The organism is Brucella sp. NBRC 12953 (assembly GCF_040369775.1).
Lineage (GTDB): Bacteria > Pseudomonadota > Alphaproteobacteria > Rhizobiales > Rhizobiaceae > Brucella > Brucella pseudogrignonensis.
On sequence record NZ_BAABSV010000001.1, the window covers coordinates 721,519 to 747,256 of the forward strand.

Here is a 25,738-nt window from a genome sequence, read left to right on the forward strand (position 1 = left end):
GAAGTACTCATGCCTTCTCTTCGGCTACGCCAACCATTGCGGCGACTTCAGCTTCGGCAACCTTTACGCCATCAACTTCAGCCACGCACTCAAATTTAGAGATATTTCCGCGTTGTTTAACCTTCTTCACGTGAAGGTGAAGCTGGTCACCAGGAACAACTGGACGGCGGAACTTGGCTTTGTCGATTGTCATGAAATAGACGAGGCTTGGCGCGTCAGAACCCTGATTGAGAACAGTGATCGCGCCTGCCGTCTGCGCCATGGCCTCAATAATGAGAACACCTGGCATAATCGGCTTGTCGGGAAAATGACCCGTAAAATGCGGCTCATTGATCGTGACATTCTTGATGCCAGTCGCAGACTCATCACCATTGATATTGATGATGCGATCAATCAGCAAAAATGGATAACGATGCGGGAGCGCACGCAGAACAGCCTGAATATCTGCAACTTCCAGCTTCTGATTAGTTTCACTCATCAGAGGATTGCTCCTTTTTGGGTTTCCCGATGCTCCGGATATTTGCGATATCCCTGAACCATTGTTTAATAGGACGAGCGGGGAAGCCCCCCCAACGCTCGCCATCGGGTATGTCATTCATCACACCGCTTGCTGCGGCAATCTGCACGCGCGAACCAATAACCAGATGATCCGCAAGACCAACGCGGCCTCCGAGCATCGTCTGGTCACCGATCACGCAACTTCCCGAAATACCGCAATGCGCGGCAACGATACAAAACCGGCCAATACGCACATTGTGTGCGATTTGCACCAGATTATCGATCTTGGTGCCCTCACCGATAACAGTGTCGCTCAAAGCGCCACGGTCGATCGTGGTGTTCGCACCAATCTCAACGTCATCCTGAAGGATGACGCGGCCAAGTTGAGGAACTTTTTCAAGGCCTCTAGGACCGGGAACATAGCCGAATCCGTCCTGTCCTATACGGACACCCGGATGCAGGGATACGCGATTACCGATCATAGCGAACTGAACAGCAACGCCCGGCGCAATATAGCTATCGCGGCCGATCTGGCAGCCTTCACCGACCACAGCTGTCGCCGCAATAAGCGTTCCTGTGCCAACGCTCACACCTTTGCCGATGACTGCGCCTGCTTCAATCGTAGCACCCGCCTCAATCGATGCAGTAGGATGCACATAAGCAGCTGGCGAAACGCCCGTTTCACCGAGCCAGCTTTCAGGCCGCACAGAAACAGGAAACAGCATTCGCCCAACGGACGAAAAATCGCGTTGTGGATTTCTGGTTACAAGCGTAGCAACATTGGAAGGCACGCTGTCAGCAACATCTTCAGAACACAAAACGCCCGCGGCTTTTATGCCAGCAAGAGCCTGTGCGTTCTTTTTACCATCGACAAATACGAGGGCATCATCACTCGCGTCATTCAATGACGCCAGACGCGCAACAGAACGCGGTGCAAGCTTCGGGTTGCGAAGGCTTGCACCGGTAAAATCAGCAATATCGCCAATCGTGAGGTCACGAGAAGGCTTGAAGAAAATGGGATCTGCCATCAAAGCACTTTCTTGCCCGGGGCATGTCTGCCCCGGGAAAAGGCAAATCTATTAGAACTTGGTCGAAACACCAAAGTTGAAATTCTGAACCTTATCGGTGTCAGCCTTTGCAATCGGGAACGCATAGTCGAAGCGCAGCGGACCGAACGGCGAAGCCCACATCAAGCTCACACCAGCCGAAGCGCGGAGTTTCTTGTCATCGCCCAATACGCCCGGGGTATCGTTTCCGTACAAGGTTGCAGCGTCTGCGAACAGAGCACCACGGATACCAAGGCTTTCTGGAACGAGCGGCATCGGGAACTGAACTTCAGCAGTACCGCTGAAGTAGGTGGTGCCACCCATCCAGTAACGGTTGCCGTTAGCAGCATCCTGATAAGGACCAATACCGTTGAACTTGAAGCCGCGGATAATGTCGGTGTTGTTCTTGAACAGATCGAAGATACGAACGCCGTCACTACCAAATTCGTGGATGTAACCACCGCCGACACCCAGCATACCGACAATGTCGGCTTCCTGCATAAGCGTGGTGTAGTAGTTACCCTTGAAAGTCGTCTTCAGATACTTCGCGTCGCCACCAAGACCTGCGAATTCCTGCGTGAACTTGGCATAAAGGCCTTCATGCGGGTTCTTCATGTCGTCGATCGAGTTATACGTCAGCGAGTAGCTGATCGACGAACGCAGCCATGGGCTATGCTCAGCAGCTTCAATAAGTGCTGGAGCATAATAGTTTGGATCTGGATTACCATTCTGGTCAGAAACGTACAGGTCGTACTTTTCCTGAACCAGGTTATAGGCCAGACCAGCCGAGAAGTTGTCAGTGATTGGCAGGCCGAAGCGGATCGTACCACCCGTCTGCTGAACGTCATAACGACCACCGTTGTCTACGCGGTACGAACGACGGAATACGTCAAAACCGGCCGACATGCGATAACCGAGGAAGTAAGGCTCAGTGAACGACAGTGCGTAGTTACGCATTTCGTCCTGACCTGCACCAGCACTGATTCGGATAAACTGACCACGGCCGAGGAAGTTACGCTCGGTAATCGCAGCTTCAACCTGCGCACCTGGTGATTCACCACCGGTCGTGTAACCACCACCGATCGAGAATTCACCGGTCGACTTTTCGACAACGTCAACCACCAGGATAACCTGATCAGGCTCGGAGCCTGGAGCCGTCGAAATATTGACGGTCTGGAAGAAGTCGAGAGCTTCAAGACGGCGCTTAGCGCGCTGAACCATAACCTGATTGAAGGCGTCGCCTTCGTTCATGTCGAATTCACGACGAATCACGTAGTCGCGCGTCTTGTCGTTGCCGCGGATTTCAATGCGCTGAACGTAAGCGCGTGGACCCTGATCAACGCTATAAACAACCGAGATTGTGTGATTGTCGAAGTCGCGGTCGCCGCGTGGCTCAACCTTAGCGAAAGCGTAACCGCTACCAGCAACGTTTTCGGTAACCGCAAGAACGGAGTCTTCGATTTCCTTGGCGCTGTAAGGCTTACCTTCGCGGGTCTTGACCAAATGACCGAGCGACTGCGTATCAACGCCATCAACGGTGCTTTCGACGCTGACATTACCAAAGGTATAGCGCTGACCTTCATCAACCGTAACGGTGATGTCGTATTCGTTGGTCGATGGATTCAGAACCGCATTAGACGACAGTACACGGAAATCTGCATAACCGCGATTGTAGTAGAAGCGGCGCAGCGTTTCTTCGTCAGCCTGCAGACGGCCTTCATCGTAAACGTCATTACGGGTCAGCCACGAAAGCGGGTTCGAACGCTTTGTGGAGATCACGTCACGCAGACGACGGGCGCTGTATGCGCTGTTACCAACGAAATTGATGCTGGCGATCTTCGTGCGCGAACCTTCAGTGATTTCATAAACCACGTTCACGCGACCCTGACCGAGATCAACAGTGCGAGCGTTTACAGTCGCATCGCTGCGGCCGATATGAGCATATGCACCCTTGATGGCTTCCTTATCAGCTTCCATCGTTGCCGCATCAAACGGCGAACGGGCTTTAAGCTGAACAGCACGAGCCAGATCAGGATCTTTGACCTTCTTGTTGCCCTGGAAGAGGACATTGTTCACAACCTGGCGCTCGCTCACCTGAACGATCAGCGAACCACCCGACTGGTTGATGCGCACGTCCGAGAACAGCCCCATTGCGAACAAGCGCTTAACAGCAGCATCAATATCATTGCTGTTGAAAGCTTTGCCCGGGCGAATGTCGATGTTGTCACGGATTGTCTGAGCATCGACGCGCGTATTACCGCGAACTTCAATGCGATTGACGACCGCAGCCTCAGCAGCATTGATCGATGCCAGAGAGAGCGCAGCAGTACCAGAAGCTACAAGAGCCACCGACATGGCGAGCGCTGAAGCGGCGCCAAAGAATTTAGAACTTGCCGTCATAGGCTTTCCGAACCTTCGTTTCTTTCTGTCCCCGGGGCGAATTTCCCAGAAATGCACGTATAGATACAACCGTAATAGCCGGTTTTTCTATACAAGCAAGCGTCGCGGTTAAAAACTGTTTACTTAAACAACCGGCGTGGCATCCGCGCCACGCGATTTAACTGTTATGGTAAACAGATCACTACGCTTTTCCAGTCCTCACTCCCAATGTTCATTTCTGATTAACGCCTCCGTACGGCTTCCGCCACACGTTGCGCTCCTTACGGTGGAGAGTCTCGCCAATCAGCAGCGCGACCCGGCTCCCCGTTTGCCAGCCGGACAGTGATCTAGCAGGCAAACAGGTCGTTGAAAAGTACGAACCCCATGAATCCCATCACAACGAGGAACCCAACACGATAAAAAATTTCCTGTGCCCCAACAGACACTGGGCTGCCCTTAATTGCTTCCACAGCATAAAAAACCAAATGTCCGCCATCCAATGGTGGCAACGGAAACAGGTTCAAAAGCCCAATACCAATGGAAAGCATGGCTGTCAGCTGGATAAGCCAGTCGAATCCCTGACTTGCAGCTTTGCCAGCCATATTGGCAATTTTCACTGGACCGCCGAGTTGGCACTTATCTTCACGACCAACGGCAAAGCGTTGAAAAAACTCACCAGTCCGGCTGATGATGTGCCCGGTTTCGACAATCGCCTGCCCCACTGATTCGAGCGGACCATACTCAATGCGTCGAAAATTACCGACCGCCTGTGTAGTTTCCACGCCGATAGCACCCATCTTGACCTTGTTACCCAGCGGATCAGTACGTTCGACAAGGGCAGGTGTCGCTTTCAGATCGACCATCTTGCCGCCGCGTTCAACGGTAAAGTCCAACTCATCACCTGAGCGACCAGAAACTATCCGCTGAACATCGGAGAAAGTTGTGATTTTCTGTCCCTCAACACTGACAAAGCGGTCGCCCGGCTCAAAACCAGCTTCGGCAGCCGGGCTACCGGGCTGAACCCCAGCAACAAGCGGATCAGCGATCTGCCGACCATAAAGCGCAAAGAACACGCTGAAGATGACAACCGTAAGAATGATGTTGAAGGCGGGACCTGCAAAAACAGTCGCGGCACGTTTCCAGACAGGCTGGGTATGAAATGCCCTGCTCTGTTCTTCTGCACTGAGATTGGAGTTATCCACACCCACAGGTGAGCTTGTGGCGCTCTCATCACCCAAAAACTTCACGTAGCCGCCGAGCGGAATCGCAGAAAGCTTCCAACGCGTGCCATGCTTGTCGGTGAAACCGATCAGTTCGGGTCCGAAGCCGATGGAAAAGGCACTCGCACCGATGCCGCACCAGCGTCCAACGAGATAGTGGCCCATTTCATGCACAAAGACGACAACCGTCAGTACAAATAGAAATGGAATTATCGTTCCTACAAGCAGACTTTCGCTGCCGATAAAAAAGGCCAGAGCCTCCTGCAAATCACCACTCCTACGAATTCACACGCATCAGAAACTAAAGAAAATTGCAGACGGAACATCTGGCTCGGCAATAATCGCACCGAAGATGTACAAAAGTGCAGCAGCCGCAACAAGTCCGTCAACCCGATCCAGAACGCCGCCGTGTCCTGGCAGAAGGCGGCCCGAATCCTTTGCACCGAACTGACGCTTCACCCATGATTCTGCGAGATCGCCAATCTGCGAAACAATCGACAGCAGCAATGCCAGCAATGGCACAACCCAGCTTCCGGGAGGTGCAACGAGCGATGCAACCAGAATACCACCCGCAACTGCAGCAGCGGCTCCGCCTAAAGCACCAGACCATGTCTTGTTTGGTGAAAAACGCGGCGCCAGTTTCGGTCCGCCCAGAGCGCGCCCATTGAAATAGGCTGCGATGTCGGTGGACCATACGACGGCAAAAAGAAAGCAGATAGCTGTGAAACCGAACGGCTCATCGCCTCGAAGCAGCGAAAGCGAAATTGCAGAAAAACCGGCGTAAAAGAGGCCTGCAGCGGGCCAACCACGCCCGGTCTTCCACTGAGTTACGAGAAGAACAATTGAACCTGCAAGCAGCGCCCCGATAGTCAGCAGCGCGCTACGATCAAGCACAAGAAGAATAAATGTGAGAATAAGCCAAGCCCAGCCAAAGAGGCGGGAAAAGGACGTCTGCTTTGTCGCACTGAGTTCCGTCCACTCATAAAACATCGCCAAACCGATCGCGATGGAAAAAAGCGTGAAACCCAGTCCGCCTACCCAGGTCAGCCAGAGAGCTGCAGCGCCGAGAACGATGGCGGTCAGAATGCGAGTTTGCAGATTTGACATTGATACCTTTCGGCTAACCTAAACTGTTAGAGCGGCCTTTGTGCGCCCCACCGGCCGCACGGCACTCTATGCGGCCAGGCCGCATCAAACCGCTGCACCTTTTGCTGAAGTGCATTCGATTGCAGGTGAACACTCTTCGAGCTTGTCACGCACCTCTACACCACCAAAACGGCGCTCGCGCTGACGGAAGACCTCATAAGCCGCATCAAGATCGGCAGGCTTGAAGTCTGGCCAGTGGCCAGGAACGAACAGAAATTCTGCATAGGCTGCCTGCCAAAGCAGAAAATTAGACAGGCGCATTTCGCCACTGGTACGGATAATCAAATCCGGATCGGGAATACCGGCCGTGTCCAGATTGGCGGAGATCAGCTCCGCAGAAATCGATGATGGGTCAAGACGGCCAGCCGCCACATCACGCGCAAGGCTTTGCACCGCGCGGACGATTTCATCGCGAGAACCATAGTTGAAAGCGATAATGAGGTTAAGGCCGCTATTATGGCGGGTCAGAGATTCTGCTTCGCCAAGCAGGCTGCAAATGTCTGCGGCCAGCCCTTCGCGCTCACCAATAATGCGCACGCGCACATTATTACGATGCAGTTCGGCAAGATCGCGGCGGATAAAAAGCTTCAGCAATCCCATGAGATCGCCGACTTCACCGCTTGGGCGCGACCAGTTTTCTGACGAGAATGCAAAGAGGGTAAGATAGCCAAGGCCGCGGTCGCCAGCGCCCCTCACCGTCTCACGCAAAGCTTCGACACCGGCCCTGTGACCGGCGCTGCGCGGCAAACCGCGTGCCTTCGCCCAACGGCCATTGCCATCCATAATAATGGCTATGTGGCGCGGATCGGACATGGCGAAGCTCTCCTCATTGGTAAATCATGCACAGCCAGTGCCTAACGTCATAAATCTGTAGCGCTTTGAAAAACACAATCAGAATTTCATAACTTACCAGACACTGGCAACAACTTGTTTCTAGTAGCCCATGCTTTCAAAGCCGCACTTTTCTGAAAAAAGAATTCGCGCGCTCCAAAATCAGGAAACTAGACCTGCATGATCTCACCTTCCTTGACCGAAACGATCTTATCCATTTCAGCGATCGTATCATCGGTGAGCTTCTGAACCTTCTCAGAAAGACCACGACTGTCATCCTGGCTGATATCGCCGTCTTTCTCGAGCTTCTTCAGCGTATCCATACCGTCACGACGAACGTGACGGACTGCAATACGACCCTGTTCAGCATACTGATGCGCAATCTTGACCAGTTCCTTGCGGCGCTGTTCGTTGAGCTCCGGCAAAGGAATACGCAACGTCATACCGTCAGTAATCGGATTAAGGCCGAGACCGGAATCACGAATCGCACGCTCTACAGCGCCAACCATGGTCTTATCCCATACGGAAACTGACAGCATACGCGATTCAGGTACCGTAATATTGGCAACCTGATTGATCGGCATTTCAGATCCGTAAGCCGTAATCGTGATTGGTTCGAGCAAGCTTGCAGAAGCGCGACCCGTACGCAGACCACCAAGGTCATGCTTCAGGGCATTAACAGCGCCTTCCATGCGTCGCTTCAGGTCGTTGATGTCAAAAACATCGCTCATGCATGTTCTCCTTCAGTGCGCGACAAGACAAACGATCAATACGCCGATCAATTATCGGAAACGATCGTGCAGCGTCCTTTGCCTTGTAGAATTTCGGCCAAGCCGCCGTTTTCATGGATGGAATAGACTATTATCGGAATGTTGTTCTCGCGTGCAAGGGCGACCGCCGTTGTATCCATGACGGCAAGCCCGCGATCAAGAACTTCCTTGTGCGTAAGCGCGTCAAATCGCGTTGCGGTTGGGTCTTTCTTCGGATCGGCGGAATAGATGCCGTCAACCTGAGTACCTTTAAGAAGCGCATCGGCGCCCACTTCAGCTGCACGCAGAGCTGCCGCAGAATCTGTCGTGAAGAAAGGATTGCCCGTGCCGCCTGCAAAGATCACAACCTTGCCCTCGTCCATATAAGCAGTTGCCTGTCGCTGCGAGAAACTCTCGCAAATTTCAGGCATTGCTATGGCGGAGAGAACAACCGCATCCACGCCGATCTTGTGAAGCGAAGTACGCAGCGCCAGCGAATTGATCACGGTGGCAAGCATCCCCATATGGTCGCCTGTCACGCGATCGCCGCCCTTGGATGCAACCGCTACGCCACGGAAAATATTTCCGCCGCCAATAACGACGCCCACCTCAACACCAAGCTCCCGGGCTTGTTTGATATCATTGGCAATACGGTCAGCAACCGAAACATCGATGCCAAAGCCCTGACTGCCCATCAATGCCTCGCCCGAGGCTTTCAAAAGAACGCGTTTATAGGCGGACTTAACGGACATGGAGTGTTCTCCGCAGATTGTGATCAACTGTTAGTATTGGGGTTCCGATACACGAAGGGCACCGCGTTGTCACGCGATGCCCTTCATAATCAAAAGCCTTTTCAGATGAAAAGACGAATTAGCCCTTGGCTGCAGCAGCAACTTCAGCAGCGAAATCGCTTTCTTCCTTCTCGATGCCTTCACCGAGAGCGATACGTGCAAAGCCAGTGATCTTAGCAGGAGCGCCGATCGACTTTTCAGCTTCCTTGAGGGCAGCTTCAACAGTCAGATCAGGATTGATAACGAAAGCCTGCGAAAGAAGAACAACTTCTTCATAGAACTTGCGCATACGGCCTTCAATCATCTTTTCGATGATTGCATCTGGCTTGCCCGATTCACGAGCCTGCTCGATGAAGATCGCCTTTTCGCGTTCTGCAGCAGCTGGATCAACGTCAGCAGCGGTCAGAGCGAGTGGGTTGATAGCAGCAACGTGCATCGCAACCTGACGACCGAACGCCGTTGCAGCTTCTGCATTGCCTTCGGTTTCGATTGCAACGAGAACGCCGAGCTTGCCGAGGCCATCCGAAACACCGTTGTGGATGTAGGTAGCAACTGCACCCTTGGAAACTTCAAGAGCTGCCGAACGACGGAAGCTGATGTTTTCACCAATGGTCGCAACTGCGTCCTTAGCAACCTGCGTAACGGACTTGCCGTCGATGTTTGCTTCAGCAACAGCTTCAGACGAACCGTCGGTCGAAAGAGCAGCCTGAGCGATCTTGCGGACGAGATCTTGGAAAGCGTCGTTACGAGCAACGAAGTCGGTTTCGGAGTTGACTTCAACGACTACAGCCTTGTTGCCGGAAGCAGCAACGCCAACCAGACCTTCAGCAGCCGTACGGCCAGCCTTCTTGTCAGCCTTAGCGATACCCTTGGCGCGCAGCCAATCAACAGCGGCTTCTACGTCGCCGTTGGTTTCAGCAAGCGCTGCCTTGCAGTCCATCATGCCTGCGCCGGTCAGTTCGCGGAGTTCTTTAACCTGTGATGCGGAAATGCTCATTGTGTCGCCTTTCACGAAAGCGAAGGCACACCGAATGGGTGTGCCAACTTTTAACCGACGCTCATTGCATCGGAACGAATGAAGTTATCCACCCGTCATGTGACGGATGGATGAAATTCATGAGCGCTGATTATGCGCCTTCAGCTGGAGCTTCGAGAGCTGGCTCGATAGGAGCTTCAGCCTGTGCGCCAACGTCGATGCCGAGAGCGCCCTGCTGACGTGCAATACCGTCGAGAGCAGCGCGAGCAACCAGATCGCAATAGAGCGAAATAGCGCGTGCAGCGTCGTCGTTGCCTGGGATTGGGAAGTCGATCTGGTCTGGATCGCAGTTCGAATCAATAACTGCAACAACTGGAATACCAAGACGCTTGGCTTCCTGGATAGCAATTGCTTCCTTGTTGGTGTCAATGATGAACATCAGGTCAGGAACCGAACCCATGTCCTTGATGCCGCCGAGAGCGCGGTCAAGCTTTTCGCGTTCGCGTTCGAGGTTCAGGCGTTCCTTCTTCGAGTAACCCTGAGCGTCGCCAGCGAGAATTTCGTCGAGCTTGCGCAGACGCTGGATCGAGTTCGAGATCGTCTTCCAGTTGGTCATCATGCCGCCGAGCCAGCGTGCATTGACGTAGTACTGAGCCGAACGAGCTGCTGCGTCAGCGATGATGTCCGAAGCCTGGCGCTTCGTACCAACGAACAGAACGCGACCGCCGCGAGCAACGGTGTCCGAAACGATCTTCAGCGCGTTGTGCAGCAGAGGAACGGTCTGGGACAGATCAAGAATGTGGATGTTGTTGCGGTCGCCATAGATGTAAGGAGCCATCTTTGGGTTCCAGCGGTGGGTCTGGTGACCGAAGTGAACACCAGCTTCCAGAAGCTGACGCATGCTGAATTCAGGCAATGCCATCTGTATTTTCCTTTTCCGGTTGAACCTCCACGGGCTGAGGCGATTGCTCGCCACCGGAGGCTGAGGCAGGATTTCTCCCTGCAAAAGCCCAATCCCGTGTGTGGAATAGGCGCGCTGTTAAACCAACACGCCGATAAATGCAAGCCTTGCGACCATTATAACGCCAAAGGCTGTGGCAAACGACCTATTTGCAATCCGCTTTGGGCGCTTTGTCATCATAGACATCAAGCTTAACCAGCTTTCCACGCATGGCGAAATCACCGTAATCCATAGTCAAGTCGCGGGTGATACCGTTTTTGTAAAGCTTGAAGTTGATGCGATAGATTGGAAGACCGTCCTGTTTTTCCTTGTCGTCGAAGTAGGAGATCGTCACCGGCCAGACATTGTCCTTCGTGAACTTGCCCATGGCTTTGGTTTCGTCGTTCTTGGCTTCCTGCTCCTTACCAACGACAACCGTCGTCGAGACAACGCGGTCCGCATCTTCCGACGCATCATAAAGAGACGTCTGATAGAACTTTTCACCAGCTACCGCTTTGGCGATCAGCTCTTCCATATGCATCGTCGGAAACTGCGTCGCCTTGAGATCGAGCTTGTTCTCCTTCGGCTTGGTCAGTTCGACAAGGGTCTTGCCATCTGCAACCTTGGCATCGCCACGAACTTCCTTGACCAGTTCCTTGTCAACGAAGGTTTTGTTGACGAAACGGAAATCCTTGCCGTTGCCGCTTTCAAACGTTGTCGTCTGCTGATCGGTCACGCGTTGCGGCTGCTCATCCATATCGATGCGCGTCACAAAGCGAAAATTCGTCGTATAGCCTTCGCAAGCCGAGCCATTGAACTCATAGACCATACGCCCCGTCAGGCCACTAATCCCGGATTTCTCATCGGCGCGATCCAATGTGAGATCATACACTGCGCGATGCGGAACCAACGTTACCGTCGAAGCAGCATTGGCAATCGTTGCCGAACCACCCCAAACACAAACTGCCGCTCCAGTCGCCGCAAATGCCATTCTCAAAAAACGCATACATGAATCTCCCGATCTATTGAGGAGCATGATAAAAAAACTCGTGGCGGAAGCGAGGCAAAAAACGCACCCTCCCCAAAAGCTTCACCGATTCTATTTAATGTATCGGGTGCGAAAGGCATTAAGTTAGCAAGGATTAATGGAATGACCGACACAATCGACAGCCGTCTTAAAAATCTGGGTATATCTTTACCGGAAGCTGCAGCACCGGCTGCAAACTATGTGCCTTTCGCGCAAACCGGCCCTCTGTTGCTGACTTCGGGCCAGCTTCCATTGGAAAACGGCAAGCTCATTCACACTGGTCAGATCGGCGATGCGCTGACGGTTGCTCACGGCCAGGCCGCGGCACGCGCCTGCGCCGTCAATATTCTCGCACAGGCAAAAGCAGCTCTTGGCGATCTGAACAAGATCAAGCGCATCGTAAAGATCACCGTATTCGTTTCCTCGACAGCTGATTTCGTTGAACAGCATCTGGTTGCCAATGGCGCATCAGATCTTCTCGTCGCTGTCCTCGGCGATGCTGGCAAACACGCCCGCTCAGCTGTCGGCGTTGCAAGCCTGCCGCTGAATGCACCGGTTGAAATCGAAGCAATCATCGAGGTTGCATAATGTCATCTCCTGAATGGCTCAAGAAACAGCCAATTGCGCATCGTGGCCTCCACGATCTCAATAAAGATCGCTGGGAAAACACGCTCGCAGCCTTTGATGCAGCAGCGAAAGCTGGCTTTGCAATTGAATGCGACGTGCATCTGACCAAAGACGGCGGCGTCATCGTGTTTCATGATGATGACCTCAAGCGCCTTACCGGGCGCGAAGGCCGTATCAGCGATCTGACGCTCGCAGAGGCTACTGAGCTTCATATTGGCGGCACCGCTGATCGCGCGCCAACGCTCAAACAGATGCTTGATCTGATTGCTGGCCGCGTGCCTGTCGTGATTGAGCTCAAAGGCATCGAAGGCCGTGATGATGGTCTCGTGGCGGCTGTTGCAAAAGAACTCGCTGCTTATAAGGGCGAAGCTGCAATCATGTCTTTCGACCATCATCTGGTTCGACTGTTTGCAAGCGACGCTCCCGGCATCACGGGAGGCCTGACAGCCGAAGGCACGCGTACAAAGGATTTCGAAGCGCATTTCTCAATGCTCGCGCATCAGATTTCCTTTGTATCCTATAATGTGCATCACCTGCCGAACCCATTCGTCAGCTTCGTTCGGGAAAAGCTCGCCCTTCCGGTTATCAGCTGGACAGTACGCGATGCAGAAATGAAAAAGCATAGCGATCTCAACGTGGATCAGATCACCTTTGAAGGCTTCGATCCGCGCGCACTGGTCGCTTAACAGGACATTTCGCCATGAGTGACGACGAGAAGCAGACTGAGCAAAGCTTCGCTCTTCGCATCGTTGAAAGCGTTGGCGACTTTTCGGAAGACGAATGGAACCATCTTGCCGGAACTTCCCGGCAGGATGGCAATTATAATCCGTTTATTTCCCGCGCATTTCTTCTGGCGCTGGAACAGTCAGGCTCCGTGTCACAACAGGCTGGCTGGTTGCCTCACTATCTGCGCCTCGAGGACGATCAGGGGTATCTTATCGGGGCAATTCCCAATTACCTGAAAGGCCATAGTCAGGGCGAATATGTATTCGACCACGGCTGGGCAGATGCTTTTGAACGCGCAGGCGGTCGTTACTACCCCAAGTTTCAGGCATCAGTTCCGTTCACACCCGCAACCGGCCCGCGCCTGCTTCACCATCGGGAGTTTGAACCCGAAGCCATCCAGGTTGCTCTCGCGACGGGGCTTCGGCAACTCACTGATCAGACAGGCGCTTCTTCTGCTCACGTTACATTCGCGCCCCAAACCGAGATTTCATCGCTCGAAGCAGCCGGTTTTCTGCATCGAACCGATCAGCAGTTTCATTTTATAAACAATGGCTTTTCCGATTATGATGATTTTCTAAATGAGCTTGTGTCGAGAAAACGTAAAGCTCTCAAAAAAGAACGCCGAGAGGCGCTTTCAGAAGGCATCGAAATCGACTGGCTGACCGGCAAGGAGTTGACGGAATCGGTCTGGGATGACTTTTATGAATTCTATATTGATACAGGCAGCCGGAAGTGGGGCCGCCCCTATCTCAACCGCAAGTTTTTCTCGCTGATTGGCGAAACGATGGCGCAGGATATCCTGCTGGTCATGGCGAAACGTAATGGTCGTTACATTGCCGGTGCAATCAATTTCATTGGTAGCGATACACTTTATGGACGTCACTGGGGCTGTATCGAGGATCACCCATACCTCCATTTTGAGGTTTGCTACCATCAGGCGATAGACTTCGCGATTGATCGCAAATTACGGGTTGTGGAAGCAGGTGCACAGGGCGAGCACAAGCTTGCGCGTGGCTATGTGCCTGTTACGACCCATTCCGCGCATTATATTGCGCATGAAGGTTTCCGCCGCGCTGTCAGCGACTATCTGGAACGTGAGCGGCGAGAAGTTGATCAGATACATGCAGCACTGGAAGAGCACACGCCCTTCAAGCAGGCATGACGATAACAACCGAACAAGAGACTGAACTGGAGAGAACAGTATGTCCGCCACCTATGATGACAACAACATCTTTGCAAAAATCCTGCGCGGCGAGATTCCGTCAACGCGCGTCTATGAAACGGATGATGTTGTGGCATTCATGGATGTCATGCCACAGGGAACCGGCCACACGCTGGTTGTTCCAAAAGCTCCTTCACGCAACCTGCTTGATGCAAAGCCGGAAGCGCTCGCCGAAGCCATCAAAGCAGTACAGAAGATCGCGAATGCCGTGAAAAAGGCTTTTGATGCGGATGGCGTCACGGTCATTCAGTTCAATGAACCTGCAGCGGGTCAGACAGTTTACCACCTGCACTTCCACGTCATCCCACGTTTTGAAGGTATAGAACTGAAGCCTCACACCGGAAAAATGGAAGACGCGGCCGTACTTACAGCAAATGCTGAGAAAATCCGCGCAGCACTTTGATAAGAATCGTCTTTATAAGCTCAACAATCCGGCAATCAGCAGCGCTTCTGCCACCACAATACCGACAAGCAAGCGCTTGCCCGCGATAAGATAAGCGACGAATCCGGCAGCTGCCGATCCAACACGAAGCCACATCGGGGAGTTTGCGAGCTCCCCGTTCGGATACAGAATAAGCTGTGCGATCACGCCTGCAACGAGTGCCGTCGCAACACAGCGCACAAACACCAGAACCTCCGAATCCTCACGTACCCGGCCACCGACAACCACTCCCATGACGCGGAAGATGTATGTTGGAAGTGCTCCTGCAAGCAGGATGAATACAAGCGGCCACCACCAATCGGAATAGCTGTCCCAATTCATTGCAGAGCCTCCTTGCTCGCCTTGCGCGAGCGGTGAAAGGCGAATGAAATCAGCCCGCCGAAAATACCAGTCAGAAGCAGATCATAGCCCGGTGCAAGCTGGTGGAAGATCGGGAAAAGCACGATGCCCGAAACCATCGCAATCTGCCCCGCCCGTTCGCGGGCCGATCTCCAGAGCGATGTTAGAAAGTACATCGGCGTGAGCATGAAAAGCGCTGCAAACACGACAGGCGGAAAAGATGCCGACAGCATATAAACCAAGGCGACCACAAGCGCATTCGTGCCGACAAGAACCGTGCCGATCCCTGCAAAATAGCTAGTCCGCATATTGCGCGGCACGTTACGCAGCTCTTCCATTGCCATGACCCAGGCCGTCACCGCCACAAAATGGCATAGGGCCGCAAGCGTCAGCTTGCGTGTCTTTGGGCCTTTCAATTCTGGTAAAAGCGCCACCACCATCGGCATGAGGCGAACAGACGACAATCCGACAGCCAAGGCCGCTGCTGGGATTGATACCCCGGCGCTAATCGCACCAATGAGTACGACCTTTGCAGGCAGAGCCCAAATGGTCAGTGTCATAAACACCGCCTGCCCAGCTGTTATGCCGCTTTCAATTGCCAGCCCTGAAAAGCCAATAAAAGAACTCATCAGCAAAATGGCAGGTACGCTCACGATTCGGCGCGTACCGCGAAAAAACCAGCCAAGATGGCCAGATTGCTCTGCTGACTGTTGGTCAGAACTGGGGGAAAGACTCGAAGACATGCTTCAAACTAAAGCATTTCCAACAAAAGTGCGAAGCGGTTTTGCGCAGGATAACGCATATTAAAAACTGAAGACGTATTTAAGCCAAAAGTGCGAAGCGGTTTTTCAGCCGCAAATGCGGTCAATAAAAAAGGCCCTTCATGTGAAGGGCCTTTTTAAGTTCTTATTTCTTACGCGGCACTTTAGGAACCGACGATTTCGCCGTCGAAGCCTTGGTGGCAGGTTTTGGCGCGGCCTCATCCTTGCCAGCCAGAACCTTTTCCTTTTCAGCCTTCTTCGGTGCTGCCTTCTTGCGCACAGGCTGCTTCTTTTCAGCCGGAATATCCTTCTTCGGAGTAACCGGCTTGTCGGAAACAGTCTCAAGAGCAAGATCGGTCTTGCCGTCGTCCTTTGTCGTCACATCGACGCGAACCGTACCGCCATGCTTGAGCTTGCCGAACAACACTTCATTGGCCAATGGCTTCTTGATGTGTTCCTGAATCACACGAGCCAGCGGACGCGCGCCCATGCGCTCGTCATAACCCTTGTCAGCAAGCCATGCGATAGCAGGCTCGGTCAGTTCGAATGTCACGCCACGTTCTGCAAGCTGTGCCTCGAGCTGCAGCACGAACTTCTGAACGACCTGATGAATGACCGGAACCGGCAGCGGACCGAATGGAACGATTGCGTCGAGACGGTTGCGGAACTCCGGCGTGAATAGCCGGTTGATCGCTTCCATGTCGTCGCCTTCGCGCCGTGTCGAACCGAAACCAATCGCAGCCTTTGCCATATCGGCGGCACCGGCATTGGTGGTCATGATCAGAATCACGTTGCGGAAATCGATCTTCTTGCCGTTGTGATCGGTGAGCGAGCCATGATCCATAACCTGCAACAGAATGTTGTAGAGGTCTGGATGCGCCTTTTCGATTTCGTCGAGCAACAGCACGCAATGCGGATGCTGATCGACACCATCGGTCAGAAGGCCACCCTGATCAAAGCCGACATATCCCGGAGGGGCACCGATCAAACGCGATACAGTGTGACGCTCCATATATTCCGACATGTCGAAACGAAGCAGTTCAACGCCCAACGAAGAAGCAAGCTGCTTGGCCACTTCCGTCTTACCGACACCTGTTGGGCCGGAGAACAGATAGGAGCCGATTGGCTTGTCTGCTTCCCGCAAACCTGCGCGGGCAAGCTTGATTGCAGAGGAAAGCGCTTCAATCGCCAGATCCTGACCATAGACAACGCGCTTCAGTTCCGATTCGAGATGTGCGAGCACCTGCTCGTCATCCTTCGAAACAGATTTCGGCGGTATCCGCGCCATGGTGGCAATGGTTGCTTCGATTTCCTTGACGCCAATGGTCTTCTTGCGCTTGTTTTCCGGCAGAAGCATCTGGCTTGCACCAGTTTCATCGATCACGTCGATGGCTTTGTCGGGCAACTTGCGGTCGGAGATATAGCGTGCAGAAAGCTCTACAGCCGACTTGATGGCATCAACCGTATATTTGACTTTATGGAAGTCTTCAAAATACGGCTTCAGACCCTTCATGATCTCGATCGCATCCGGAATCGATGGCTCATTGACATCAATCTTCTGGAAACGACGCACCAGAGCGCGATCCTTCTCGAAGAACTGACGATATTCTTTATATGTCGTCGAACCAATGCAACGGATTGCACCCGAAGAAAGCGCTGGCTTTAGCAGGTTCGATGCATCCATCGCACCGCCCGAAGTGGCGCCGGCACCGATGACGGTGTGAATTTCGTCGATGAACAGAACCGCACCCGGATATTCTTCGAGCTCCTTTACGACCTGCTTCAGACGCTCTTCGAAATCACCGCGATAACGTGTACCGGCAAGCAGCGTACCCATGTCGAGCGAGAAGATCGTGGCATCAGCAAGCGCTTCAGGCACATCGCCTTCCACGATTCGCTTTGCCAGACCTTCGGCGATTGCGGTTTTACCAACGCCCGGATCACCCACATAAAGCGGGTTGTTCTTGGAGCGACGACAGAGAACCTGAATCGTGCGGCTGATCTCGCTGTCACGACCGATCAGCGGATCGATACGACCGGACTTGGCTTTCTCATTCAGATTGACGCAATAGGCAGTAAGCGCATCCTGCTTTTTCTTTGCGCCTTCTTCCGGCTCCACACTCGTACGTTCTTCGCTCGGGCTTTCAGCGCCACGCGGCGTACGCGTTTCGCTGCTCTGCGTGCGTTTTGAAATGCCGTGCGAAATATAATTGACGGCATCATAGCGCGTCATCTGCTGCTCCTGCAGGAAGTAGGCAGCATGGCTTTCGCGCTCGGCAAAGATGGCAACCAGCACATTCGCGCCGGTAACTTCTTCACGGTTTGAGGATTGGACGTGAATCACGGCGCGCTGGATCACGCGCTGGAAAGCTGCCGTCGGCTTGGAATCCTCGTCATAGCCGGTGACGAGATTGTCCAGTTCACGGTCGATATAATCGGTCACGATCCGTTTGAGATGCTCGAGATCGACGTTACAGGCGCGCATCACTGCGCCCGCGTCCTGATCGTCGATCAGGGCAAGCAAGAGGTGTTCGAGCGTCGCATATTCGTGATGCCGCTCGTTCGCGATGGTAAGCGCTTGATGCAGCGCCCTTTCAAGGCTGGGAGAAAACGATGGCATATGACCTCACTTTTTCTCCATTACACATTGTAATGGATGCTGGTTTTGGCGGGCAAAATCCATGACCTGGCTAACCTTGGTTTCGGCAACTTCGTAAGTGAATACACCGCACTCACCGACACCGTGGTTATGAACATGCAACATAATACGCGTTGCGTCGTCCATATTCTTTTGAAAAAACCGCTGCAGGACATGAATGACAAACTCCATAGGAGTGTAGTCATCATTGAGAAGCAGGACACGATAGAGGCTTGGCTTCTTGGTTTTAGGCTGCGTACGCGTGACCACAACCGTACCGTTATCCGGTCCGTTCCCGCCGTTGGTCTTGCTCTGCATGACTGGATTAAAATGCCTCATGAAACCTAACACCCGAATGCCCAACTATCTGGCCTGCCTGCCCTCATATGTAGGGCGTCATGATCTGATTTTAAGCCCTTCATCGACACTTGCAACCGAGACTTATTGCAAGGTGCTGCATTGGCACAGTTATCTCAGTCACTTTTACGAGTAGGCAACCATCGAAAGATGTTCAAAATCAAAAATAGCTATCAATAAGACGAATGAGCACCCGAAACCGCTGGGCACATTTTTTGAAAATTTATGAATATTGTAGTTACCATAAACGGATTGGTAACGCTGATGACAGTAAGGTTACGGAATTAGACAGCTGTGTGCCCTTTGCGCCGCAGTTCAAAAAAACCGGAATACAGGCAGGTCATCATCGTGCGTACCGCATTCAGCAAAGTAGCATATGCCTTGAAAAGAGCGGCGCAAGCCACACTTCTTCTCGCTGTTGTAACAGGCTGCTCTACGGCCTCAACGACAGTTCCTGCTGTGGCAAATGACAGATATGCCGCTATTGTGATCGATGCGAACACCGGAAAAACGCTGTTTGCATCCAACGCAGACGCTAAACGCTATCCGGCATCGCTGACCAAGATGATGACCATGTACATGCTATTTGAAGGCATGAAGTCAGGTCGTATCAATAAAGATACCCGTATTCCTATCTCTTCTTATGCAGCAGCGCGTCCACCGACAAAGATTGGCTTCAAGCCAGGTCAGACCATCCGTGTTGAAGATGCTATTCTCGCCATGGTGACCAAGTCAGCCAACGACGTTGCAACTGCTTCGGGCGAATTCCTTGGCGGCTCGGAAGAGCGTTTTGCACAGATGATGACGGCCAAAGCCCGTCGTCTGGGCATGGCAAACACCACTTTCCGCAACGCGTCGGGCCTCCCGAACATGTCGCAGGTTACGACTGCACGCGACATGGCAATCCTCAGCATTGCGCTTCGTCAGCACTTCCCGCAGGAGTTTTCATACTTCTCGCGTCGTAGCTTCGTGTTCCGTGGTCAGACAATCAATGGTCACAACCGCCTGCTCGGTCGTGTTGAAGGCGTTGACGGTATTAAAACCGGTTACACCAATGCATCGGGCTACAACCTCGCTTCATCGGTCAACTATGACGGTCGTCGTCTCGTTGCCGTTGTCATGGGCGGCAACACCGGCGCCAGCCGCGATGCACACATGACCCAGCTGATCCGCAAGTATCTTCCTGCAGCCACTCGTGGCCGCGTTTCGGAACCGCTTGTTGCAATGCGTGGTGAAGTTCCACAGGTTGTCGCATCGGTTGATCTGCCAAAGGCACGTAATGCACCGGTTCCGGTTGCTCGTCAGACCACTGAAGTTGCTGACGTCATCAACAACGAAAGCGGCGAAGGCGATATTGACCAGCCACAGGTTCTGGCTCTCGCCGCACCGACACAGCGCCCAGCTGTAATGGCAGCGCAGGCAGCTGTGCGCCCAACGCCAAAGGCCGCAGTTCCATCGGCTCCAGCACACGATATCGACCCTGTAACGACAGCATCAGCACCCGCTTCCGGTGGTTGGGCCATTCAGGTTGGCTCGCTGCCAAGCGAAGGCCAGGCACGCGATATGTTGACCAAGGTCTCTTCATCAGTCGGTGCGCCACTTCGTTCCGCATCGCCTTACACTGAAACATTCGTGAAGGGTAACTCCACTTTCTACCGTGCTCGCTTTGTAGGCTTCTCCTCGAAGCAGGCTGCATGGGATGCATGCGCATCGCTCAAGAAGAAGAACTTTGGCTGCTACGCAGTCGCCAATTAATCCGAGCGAGAGGGGAAGCTCTCTCGTAACCGCTTTAAACCCGGAAATAGTATTGCGTAGAGGGTTTCGAGATGTCGAATATGAATGAAACGATCGGACAATATGCTCTGAAGTCCAGCATATGGACTGAACAAGCGCCTCGCCCATCCGGACTTGGTTCACTGTTCTCCGTTCAGGCTCTTAAGCAGGCTGCGATTCGTCTTGCCGATGTGCGTCATGGAAAAGGTTTCCATACGCGTGATCTGGTTGGATTGCTGGTTGGCCACGCCGCTCGCAATCGCCGCATGGTGCAGCCGCGCACTATGATGCGTATGACCCTGCCGGTTACGTCCGACAAAGTGGCAGTACGCATCACGATTGAGAGCTGAAATATCTCACCTACAAAAAAGGCCCGTCATTTCGACGGGCCTTTTTTGTTTGTAAACTAAAGCAATCCCAGCGCTGCAAGTTCCTGCCGAAGCTCTGGCGGCAATGCTGCCCTGCCCGACTTACCAGCGGCTTCATCAAGCGGAACCTCGTTTTCACTGAGATAACGCCAGCCCTGAAAAGCGCGACGTGGTTGCCACTGAGTCGGATGGATTTTCGGCTCCAGTACCAGAAGGCAGCGATTGATGCCCTGCTCATCCGTAAACGGGCGAATATCGAGCAAGCGCTGGCGGCATTGAACATTGCTTTTGATCACCCAGTAAAGCGATCCGCCTTCAAGCAGTTCATCAGTACGTTTGGGAACCATGCGTGTCGTGTGAAACTGTTCCGGGACAAGCCCGGCAGCGCGCTGCTCCGCAAGCCTGAAATCGATCCAGGCTGCGAGATCTTCGATGCTATCGCAGCCGACGCAAAGTTTGACGAGATTAAGTGCCATGAGGCTGATTTAGCCAAGCTGAATGCAGGCTTCAAGTGATAAGAATGTTATCCTCAGCAGGCAACCACATTGACGGCCAGTCCGCCCTGACTGGTTTCCTTGTAGCGCTCGCTCATATCGTGACCCGTCTGACGCATTGTTTCGATACAGGCATCAAGCGGCACGAAATGCTGGCCATCCCCCTTAACAGCGAGCGATGCAGCCGTAACAGCCTTCACAGCGCCAAGCGCATTGCGTTCAATACAAGGCACCTGCACGAGACCGGCTACCGGATCGCAGGTCATGCCCAGATGATGCTCAAGCGCTATTTCAGCTGCATTCTCAATCTGCTCAGGCGTGCCGCCCATAACAGCCGCAAGACCGGCAGCGGCCATAGCTGATGCAGAACCGACCTCACCCTGACAACCGACTTCTGCGCCTGAGATCGAAGCATTGTGCTTGATCACGCCACCAATTGCCGCTGACGTCAGCAAGAAGTCTCGAATGCCCTTTGCATCGGCATCGTCGTGGAAATGAAGGTAATATCGCAGAACAGCAGGCACGACACCCGCCGCACCATTGGTCGGTGCGGTTACAACACGCCCGCCCGAAGCATTCTCTTCGTTGACGGCCATCGCATAGACGGACAGCCAGTCATTTGCGAGCAGCGGATTCAGCTTGTTGTTGCGCCAATCGTCTTCCAGACGCTCAAATAGCTGACGCGCACGGCGACGGACCTTCAAGCCCCCCGGCATGATACCATCGCGGCTCAGGCCACGTTCGATACAACCGCGCATCGCACCCCAGATGCGATCAAGACCTTCGTCGAGATCAAGGCACGACATATGGCACTCTTCATTGGCGCGCTTCATGTCGGCAATGGAAAGCCCACTTGAACGTGCCATAGCGAGCATTTCAGCTGCATTGTTGAACGGATAAGGCACATTGGCCTTTTCCTCGCGCTTTCCACCACTGGTCTGCACGCGGCTCAATTCTTCCGCAGTCACAACAAAGCCGCCGCCAATCGAAAAGTACACACGGCGGAGCAGCAATCGGTCACTTTTGTCGTATGCCTCGAAAGCCATGCCATTCGCATGGCCGGGCAAAGGCGTCTTACGATCAAGAACCAAATCGGTCTTAGGATCAAACTGATATGCCGGATGCCCAGCGGGCTGAACCGTCCTGGCACGCGAAACCTTCTCGACTTCGCTATCCATAATATCCGGATCAATCGAATCAGGTGTGAAACCACAAAGGCCCAAAATCACAGCGCGATCCGTGGCGTGGCCGACGCCGGTATAGGCGAGTGAGCCATGCAGGCTCGCCTTCAATCGATAAACCTTGGCATTGGCGGGCTTCGGCCAATTGCCGCTGACCAGTTCATCGAGGAACATATGGGCAGCCGTCATCGGACCCATCGTGTGCGAACTCGAAGGCCCAATACCAATTTTATACAGATCGAATACCGACAGAAACATTCTACACCTATTTCGCCCCGCAAACGGGCAGCGCAATGTCACGCGCCAATGCGCAATAATATTACACCATTAACAGATAGTGTAGGAGAGGAACAACGCCAACAGAATGCCGAAATGCGGCATTAAATTTCCGGTTTACGCAACTCCATAGCACGTCGAACCTCAATTAAGATACGAACGCACGTTCTGTCCATTTTCAATGCAAAGCCATATCCGAAAAGCCATTCAACTTTTCGGGACCGAATGCATCTGCATCAAGCGGAGAAAAGATAAGCCATGAGAATGATTGTAGCGAGGCCAACGACTGCCCAGAGCGTCACGCCCCAGCAGGATTTTTGAACGGTTTCGTCCATGGAGATTTTTTTACAACCTTGTTGTGCAACTCTTATAAGCAGCGTCCTTCACAACGCTGTTACCGGAGATATAATCCTGACGCAGATGAAACGCAACTGTGAAAAATGGCGGAAATGCGGCGCATTTCATCATCTCGCAACAGCACGATTCAAAAACTGATTTAGTATCAGAACCTTAACAACAGCTATGCTTAACAAAAGCTTTAAAGTCACGGCAGAAATGGGGCATCAGGGTTGAGGCAGCAGCATATCTGTCTTGCCGGTCATCCAATAGGCTGTAAGCCCTACCCATTCACGCATTGCTACACTAAAGCGCGACAAGGCTTCGTTCGGCGATTCAAGATAGATTGAAAGGCCCTGCTTTGCTGGTGTCTTATAATCAACCGGCCATGCAACAACGTCAAAGCCTGCTTTGCGGAAGCACCCGATAGACCGCGGCATATGATAGGCCGACGTCACCAGAAGCCATGTTTCACTGGGCTTTGGTTCAGCGAGCGCCTTGGAAAACTCCGCATTTTCTACTGTATTGCGGGATTTGTTCTCAAAAATGAAGCGATCACCTGAAAAGCCCAGATCAGACAACATTGTGCGTGTGCTATCGGCTTCGGGCTTGGCGTCTTCAAAGAAAGCACCGTCCCCACCGGACACGATGACTTTCGCGTCGGGATAAAGTCGTGCAAGCCGCATCGTCTCAAAAATTCGATCGGCAGCGCTGTTCAATTCAAATCCGGGACGCCCCTCATTGATGTCACCATTCATGTAGCCGCCCAGAACCACAATGCCATCAACACGTTGCGGGAGCTCGGTCTGTTTTGCAAAGCGATCTTCCAGCGGCGCAAGCAACACGGTGCCAAGCGTTGTATAAGCGCTGATAAACAACACCAATACAGCGGCAATAAGCGTTGTAAGCCCGAGTTTTCTAAAGCCGGTCCAGATCAGCAAAAGTGCGATCAACAGAAATACGAGGATGATTGTCAGCGGCTGAAAAAACAGCCAGAAAAGCTTGGAAACACTGAAAAACAACGCGATCTCCACCGATAAGCTGCACGATATAACTCGAACCGAACGAATCCGGTCCTTTGACATAGTTCAATTCGGTGCATCGCGCTTTCCAAAAATCATTCTGATTTTCGTGCCAGTGCTACAGCCATGCAATCGCATGTGATAGGAATCGGCTCGACTCTTAGTGTCACAGCTCAGGAAATAACATGCAGAGCAATGCTGAAATGACTGTAACGCCCGCAAGCCGTCCTCGCCTGACGCGCATTGATATTGCGCGCGGCGTCGCGCTTATTGCGATGGCGATCTATCATTTCGGCTGGGATCTTGAGTTCTTCGGCTACATGGCACCGGCAACGACAGCACATGGCGGATGGAAGCTCTTTGCGCGCTGCATCGCATCAAGCTTCCTGTTTCTGGTCGGTTTTAGTCTTGTGCTCGCGCATGGCAGAGCCATCCGCTGGGAAGCAATGGGAAAGCGTCTGTTGCAGATCGGAGCGGCAGCAGCAGCCATTTCCGCTGTGACATTCTATATGTCACCCGATAACTTCATTTTCTTCGGCATTCTGCATCAGATCGCACTGGCAAGCGTGCTGGGTCTACTGTTCTTGCGCCTGCCACCTGTTGTTACACTGATCGTGGCAGCTTTCGTCATAACCGCACCGTTTTATGCGCAGTCAGATATTTTCAACCAGATGTGGCTTGCATGGATCGGGCTTTCGACAGTCCCGCCTCGCTCCAACGATTACGTGCCGCTGTTTCCATGGTTTGGCGCTGTGCTGATTGGTATAGCGGCGGCACGTATCTTCAAGCGCTTTAACTGGCTCCCGATACTATCCGGCGACATTAAGCCCGCCTTTCTGCAAAAGCCGCTCACCTTTATCGGTCGCCACAGTCTTGCATTCTATCTGATCCATCAGCCTGTACTGATCGCGCTTGTCTATCTGTTCTCGCAGATCATGCCGCCAGCACAGCCAGCGCCACGCCAAGCCTTTATGCAATCCTGCGTCGCATCCTGCATTCAGAATGGAAGTGAAACGCTATGCACGCAGTTCTGCGGCTGTGTTGTGAGCGAACTCGACAAGGCAAAACTGTTCGACGACGTCTTTAACGGCAAGGCTGACCAGAACAATAACAGCACGGTTCAGCAGATCGCCGAGATGTGCTCACCAGTGCCGGATAATCAGCCTTAAATCAGGTAGAAACACCAAGTTCTGCAAGACGTTCAATGCAGGCTTCTTCAACCTGATCGAGTTCGGAAAGCGTTTCGTCAATGTCGCGACGCTTCTGGCGCAGATCGGCACGCTTTTCCTCAACGCGCTTCATCAATAGCTTGAGCTGGCCGGTTTCACCCGGCGGCTCGCGATACATCTGTACGATTTCGTGTATCTCGGCGATTGAAAAACCAAGACGCTTTCCACGCATAATCTGCTTCAGAAGATGCCGATCAGAAGGCCTGAACAAGCGTGTGCGACCACGCCTTACCGGCGAGATCAGCCCCTCATCCTCATAAAAACGCAATGTCCGGGTCGATATCCCGAATTCCCGCGTCAGTTCTGTGATCGTATAATATTCGCGCACCACAATATTCCAATCT

Annotated in this window: 25 protein-coding genes and 1 pseudogene; 7 read left to right on the plus strand and 19 right to left on the minus strand. The window is 53.0% G+C overall.

The features are described 5' to 3' along the window. Positions 1-7: 7 nt before the first annotated feature. The 11 genes and pseudogenes from fabZ to eipB all read right to left on the minus strand — a co-directional run bounded on the left by fabZ (position 8) and on the right by eipB (position 11,582). Positions 8-478, minus strand: a complete 471-nt coding sequence (gene fabZ, locus ABWV94_RS03495) for a 3-hydroxyacyl-ACP dehydratase FabZ (protein WP_007875195.1) — start codon at positions 476-478, stop codon at positions 8-10. Then, positions 471-1,526 carry a UDP-3-O-(3-hydroxymyristoyl)glucosamine N-acyltransferase gene (gene lpxD, locus ABWV94_RS03500; RefSeq protein WP_007875197.1) on the minus strand — a complete coding sequence of 352 codons (1,056 nt, stop codon included), beginning with the start codon at positions 1,524-1,526 and terminating at the stop codon, positions 471-473. The genes fabZ and lpxD overlap by 8 nt, the downstream gene beginning before the upstream one ends. Before the next feature lie 51 nt (positions 1,527-1,577). Beyond that, positions 1,578-3,944, minus strand: coding sequence for an outer membrane protein assembly factor BamA (bamA, locus tag ABWV94_RS03505; RefSeq protein WP_007875200.1), 2,367 nt, complete (start codon positions 3,942-3,944; stop codon positions 1,578-1,580). A 326-nt stretch (positions 3,945-4,270) separates the two neighbouring features. Beyond that, positions 4,271-5,410: an RIP metalloprotease RseP gene (gene rseP, locus ABWV94_RS03510; RefSeq protein ID WP_007875202.1), complete on the minus strand. Its 1,140-nt coding sequence runs from the start codon at positions 5,408-5,410 to the stop codon at positions 4,271-4,273. Between the two features lie 27 nt (positions 5,411-5,437). After that, positions 5,438-6,250, minus strand: a complete 813-nt coding sequence (locus ABWV94_RS03515) for a phosphatidate cytidylyltransferase (protein ID WP_007875204.1) — start codon at positions 6,248-6,250, stop codon at positions 5,438-5,440. 84 nt (positions 6,251-6,334) lie between these two features. Then, positions 6,335-7,117 (minus strand): annotated as a pseudogene (locus ABWV94_RS03520) (isoprenyl transferase); the annotation flags it as partial. A gap of 173 nt (positions 7,118-7,290) precedes the next feature. Beyond that, complete coding sequence (frr, locus tag ABWV94_RS03525) at positions 7,291-7,851, minus strand: ribosome recycling factor (protein ID WP_007875208.1); 561 nt, start codon at positions 7,849-7,851, stop codon at positions 7,291-7,293. 47 nt (positions 7,852-7,898) lie between these two features. Continuing rightward, entirely contained in the window at positions 7,899-8,621 is a 723-nt protein-coding gene (pyrH, locus tag ABWV94_RS03530) for a UMP kinase (protein ID WP_007875209.1), read from the minus strand. Between the two features lie 118 nt (positions 8,622-8,739). Continuing rightward, a complete protein-coding gene (tsf, locus tag ABWV94_RS03535; RefSeq protein WP_064320684.1) occupies positions 8,740-9,657 on the minus strand; it encodes a translation elongation factor Ts in 918 nt (305 codons plus the stop codon). Positions 9,658-9,787: 130 nt separating this feature from the next. Beyond that, complete coding sequence (gene rpsB, locus ABWV94_RS03540; RefSeq protein ID WP_007875213.1) at positions 9,788-10,558, minus strand: 30S ribosomal protein S2; 771 nt, start codon at positions 10,556-10,558, stop codon at positions 9,788-9,790. A gap of 184 nt (positions 10,559-10,742) precedes the next feature. Continuing rightward, a complete protein-coding gene (eipB, locus tag ABWV94_RS03545) occupies positions 10,743-11,582 on the minus strand; it encodes a cell envelope integrity protein EipB (RefSeq protein WP_113498495.1) in 840 nt (279 codons plus the stop codon). Positions 11,583-11,726: 144 nt separating this feature from the next. Between eipB and ABWV94_RS03550 the strand changes: the two genes are divergently transcribed. Genes ABWV94_RS03550 through ABWV94_RS03565 form a run of 4 tightly spaced genes read left to right on the plus strand, consistent with a single transcriptional unit; the run spans position 11,727 to position 14,581 of the window. Next, positions 11,727-12,191 (plus strand): RidA family protein, encoded by a 465-nt coding sequence (locus ABWV94_RS03550; protein ID WP_007875216.1) that lies wholly within the window; start codon positions 11,727-11,729, stop codon positions 12,189-12,191. Then, entirely contained in the window at positions 12,191-12,916 is a 726-nt protein-coding gene (locus ABWV94_RS03555; RefSeq protein WP_312468694.1) for a glycerophosphodiester phosphodiesterase, read from the plus strand. Before ABWV94_RS03550 ends, ABWV94_RS03555 begins: the two co-directional genes overlap by 1 nt. 14 nt (positions 12,917-12,930) lie before the next feature. After that, positions 12,931-14,118 carry a GNAT family N-acetyltransferase gene (locus ABWV94_RS03560; protein ID WP_113498499.1) on the plus strand — a complete coding sequence of 396 codons (1,188 nt, stop codon included), beginning with the start codon at positions 12,931-12,933 and terminating at the stop codon, positions 14,116-14,118. Between the two features lie 40 nt (positions 14,119-14,158). Next, entirely contained in the window at positions 14,159-14,581 is a 423-nt protein-coding gene (locus tag ABWV94_RS03565) for an HIT family protein (protein ID WP_079211959.1), read from the plus strand. Positions 14,582-14,593: 12 nt separating this feature from the next. Here the strand turns inward: ABWV94_RS03565 and ABWV94_RS03570 are convergent, their stop codons facing one another. The 4 genes from ABWV94_RS03570 to clpS form a co-directional block, all read right to left on the minus strand. Then, complete coding sequence (locus tag ABWV94_RS03570; protein ID WP_079211960.1) at positions 14,594-14,941, minus strand: AzlD domain-containing protein; 348 nt, start codon at positions 14,939-14,941, stop codon at positions 14,594-14,596. Next, entirely contained in the window at positions 14,938-15,702 is a 765-nt protein-coding gene (locus ABWV94_RS03575) for an AzlC family ABC transporter permease (RefSeq protein ID WP_079211961.1), read from the minus strand. The genes ABWV94_RS03570 and ABWV94_RS03575 overlap by 4 nt, the downstream gene beginning before the upstream one ends. A gap of 163 nt (positions 15,703-15,865) precedes the next feature. Beyond that, positions 15,866-18,340, minus strand: a complete 2,475-nt coding sequence (clpA, locus tag ABWV94_RS03580; protein WP_079211962.1) for an ATP-dependent Clp protease ATP-binding subunit ClpA — start codon at positions 18,338-18,340, stop codon at positions 15,866-15,868. Positions 18,341-18,346: 6 nt separating this feature from the next. Next, positions 18,347-18,697: an ATP-dependent Clp protease adapter ClpS gene (gene clpS, locus ABWV94_RS03585; RefSeq protein ID WP_171380119.1), complete on the minus strand. Its 351-nt coding sequence runs from the start codon at positions 18,695-18,697 to the stop codon at positions 18,347-18,349. Positions 18,698-19,063: 366 nt separating this feature from the next. Between clpS and ABWV94_RS03590 the strand changes: the two genes are divergently transcribed. Together ABWV94_RS03590 and ABWV94_RS03595 are read left to right on the plus strand one after the other, a co-directional pair. After that, complete coding sequence (locus tag ABWV94_RS03590; RefSeq protein WP_113498527.1) at positions 19,064-20,470, plus strand: SPOR domain-containing protein; 1,407 nt, start codon at positions 19,064-19,066, stop codon at positions 20,468-20,470. Positions 20,471-20,541: 71 nt separating this feature from the next. Then, positions 20,542-20,838: a hypothetical protein gene (locus ABWV94_RS03595; RefSeq protein WP_007875237.1), complete on the plus strand. Its 297-nt coding sequence runs from the start codon at positions 20,542-20,544 to the stop codon at positions 20,836-20,838. 56 nt (positions 20,839-20,894) lie between these two features. On the opposite strand, the gene ABWV94_RS03600 is transcribed toward ABWV94_RS03595, so the two are convergent. The 3 genes from ABWV94_RS03600 to ABWV94_RS03610 form a co-directional block, all read right to left on the minus strand. Next, positions 20,895-21,332, minus strand: a complete 438-nt coding sequence (locus ABWV94_RS03600; RefSeq protein ID WP_113498501.1) for a DUF1489 family protein — start codon at positions 21,330-21,332, stop codon at positions 20,895-20,897. A gap of 53 nt (positions 21,333-21,385) precedes the next feature. Further along, the gene (locus ABWV94_RS03605; RefSeq protein ID WP_079211965.1) at positions 21,386-22,789 is read right to left on the minus strand and encodes an L-serine ammonia-lyase; all 1,404 of its coding nucleotides are present in this window, start codon (positions 22,787-22,789) and stop codon (positions 21,386-21,388) included. Between the two features lie 581 nt (positions 22,790-23,370). Beyond that, positions 23,371-24,165 carry a YdcF family protein gene (locus ABWV94_RS03610; protein WP_079211966.1) on the minus strand — a complete coding sequence of 265 codons (795 nt, stop codon included), beginning with the start codon at positions 24,163-24,165 and terminating at the stop codon, positions 23,371-23,373. Between the two features lie 203 nt (positions 24,166-24,368). On the opposite strand from ABWV94_RS03610, the gene ABWV94_RS03615 reads away from it, so the two are divergent. After that, the gene (locus ABWV94_RS03615) at positions 24,369-25,334 is read left to right on the plus strand and encodes a heparan-alpha-glucosaminide N-acetyltransferase (RefSeq protein WP_113498529.1); all 966 of its coding nucleotides are present in this window, start codon (positions 24,369-24,371) and stop codon (positions 25,332-25,334) included. Between the two features lies 1 nt (position 25,335). On the opposite strand, the gene ABWV94_RS03620 is transcribed toward ABWV94_RS03615, so the two are convergent. Continuing rightward, positions 25,336-25,722 (minus strand): MerR family transcriptional regulator, encoded by a 387-nt coding sequence (locus tag ABWV94_RS03620; RefSeq protein WP_007875253.1) that lies wholly within the window; start codon positions 25,720-25,722, stop codon positions 25,336-25,338. Positions 25,723-25,738 lie beyond the last annotated feature (16 nt).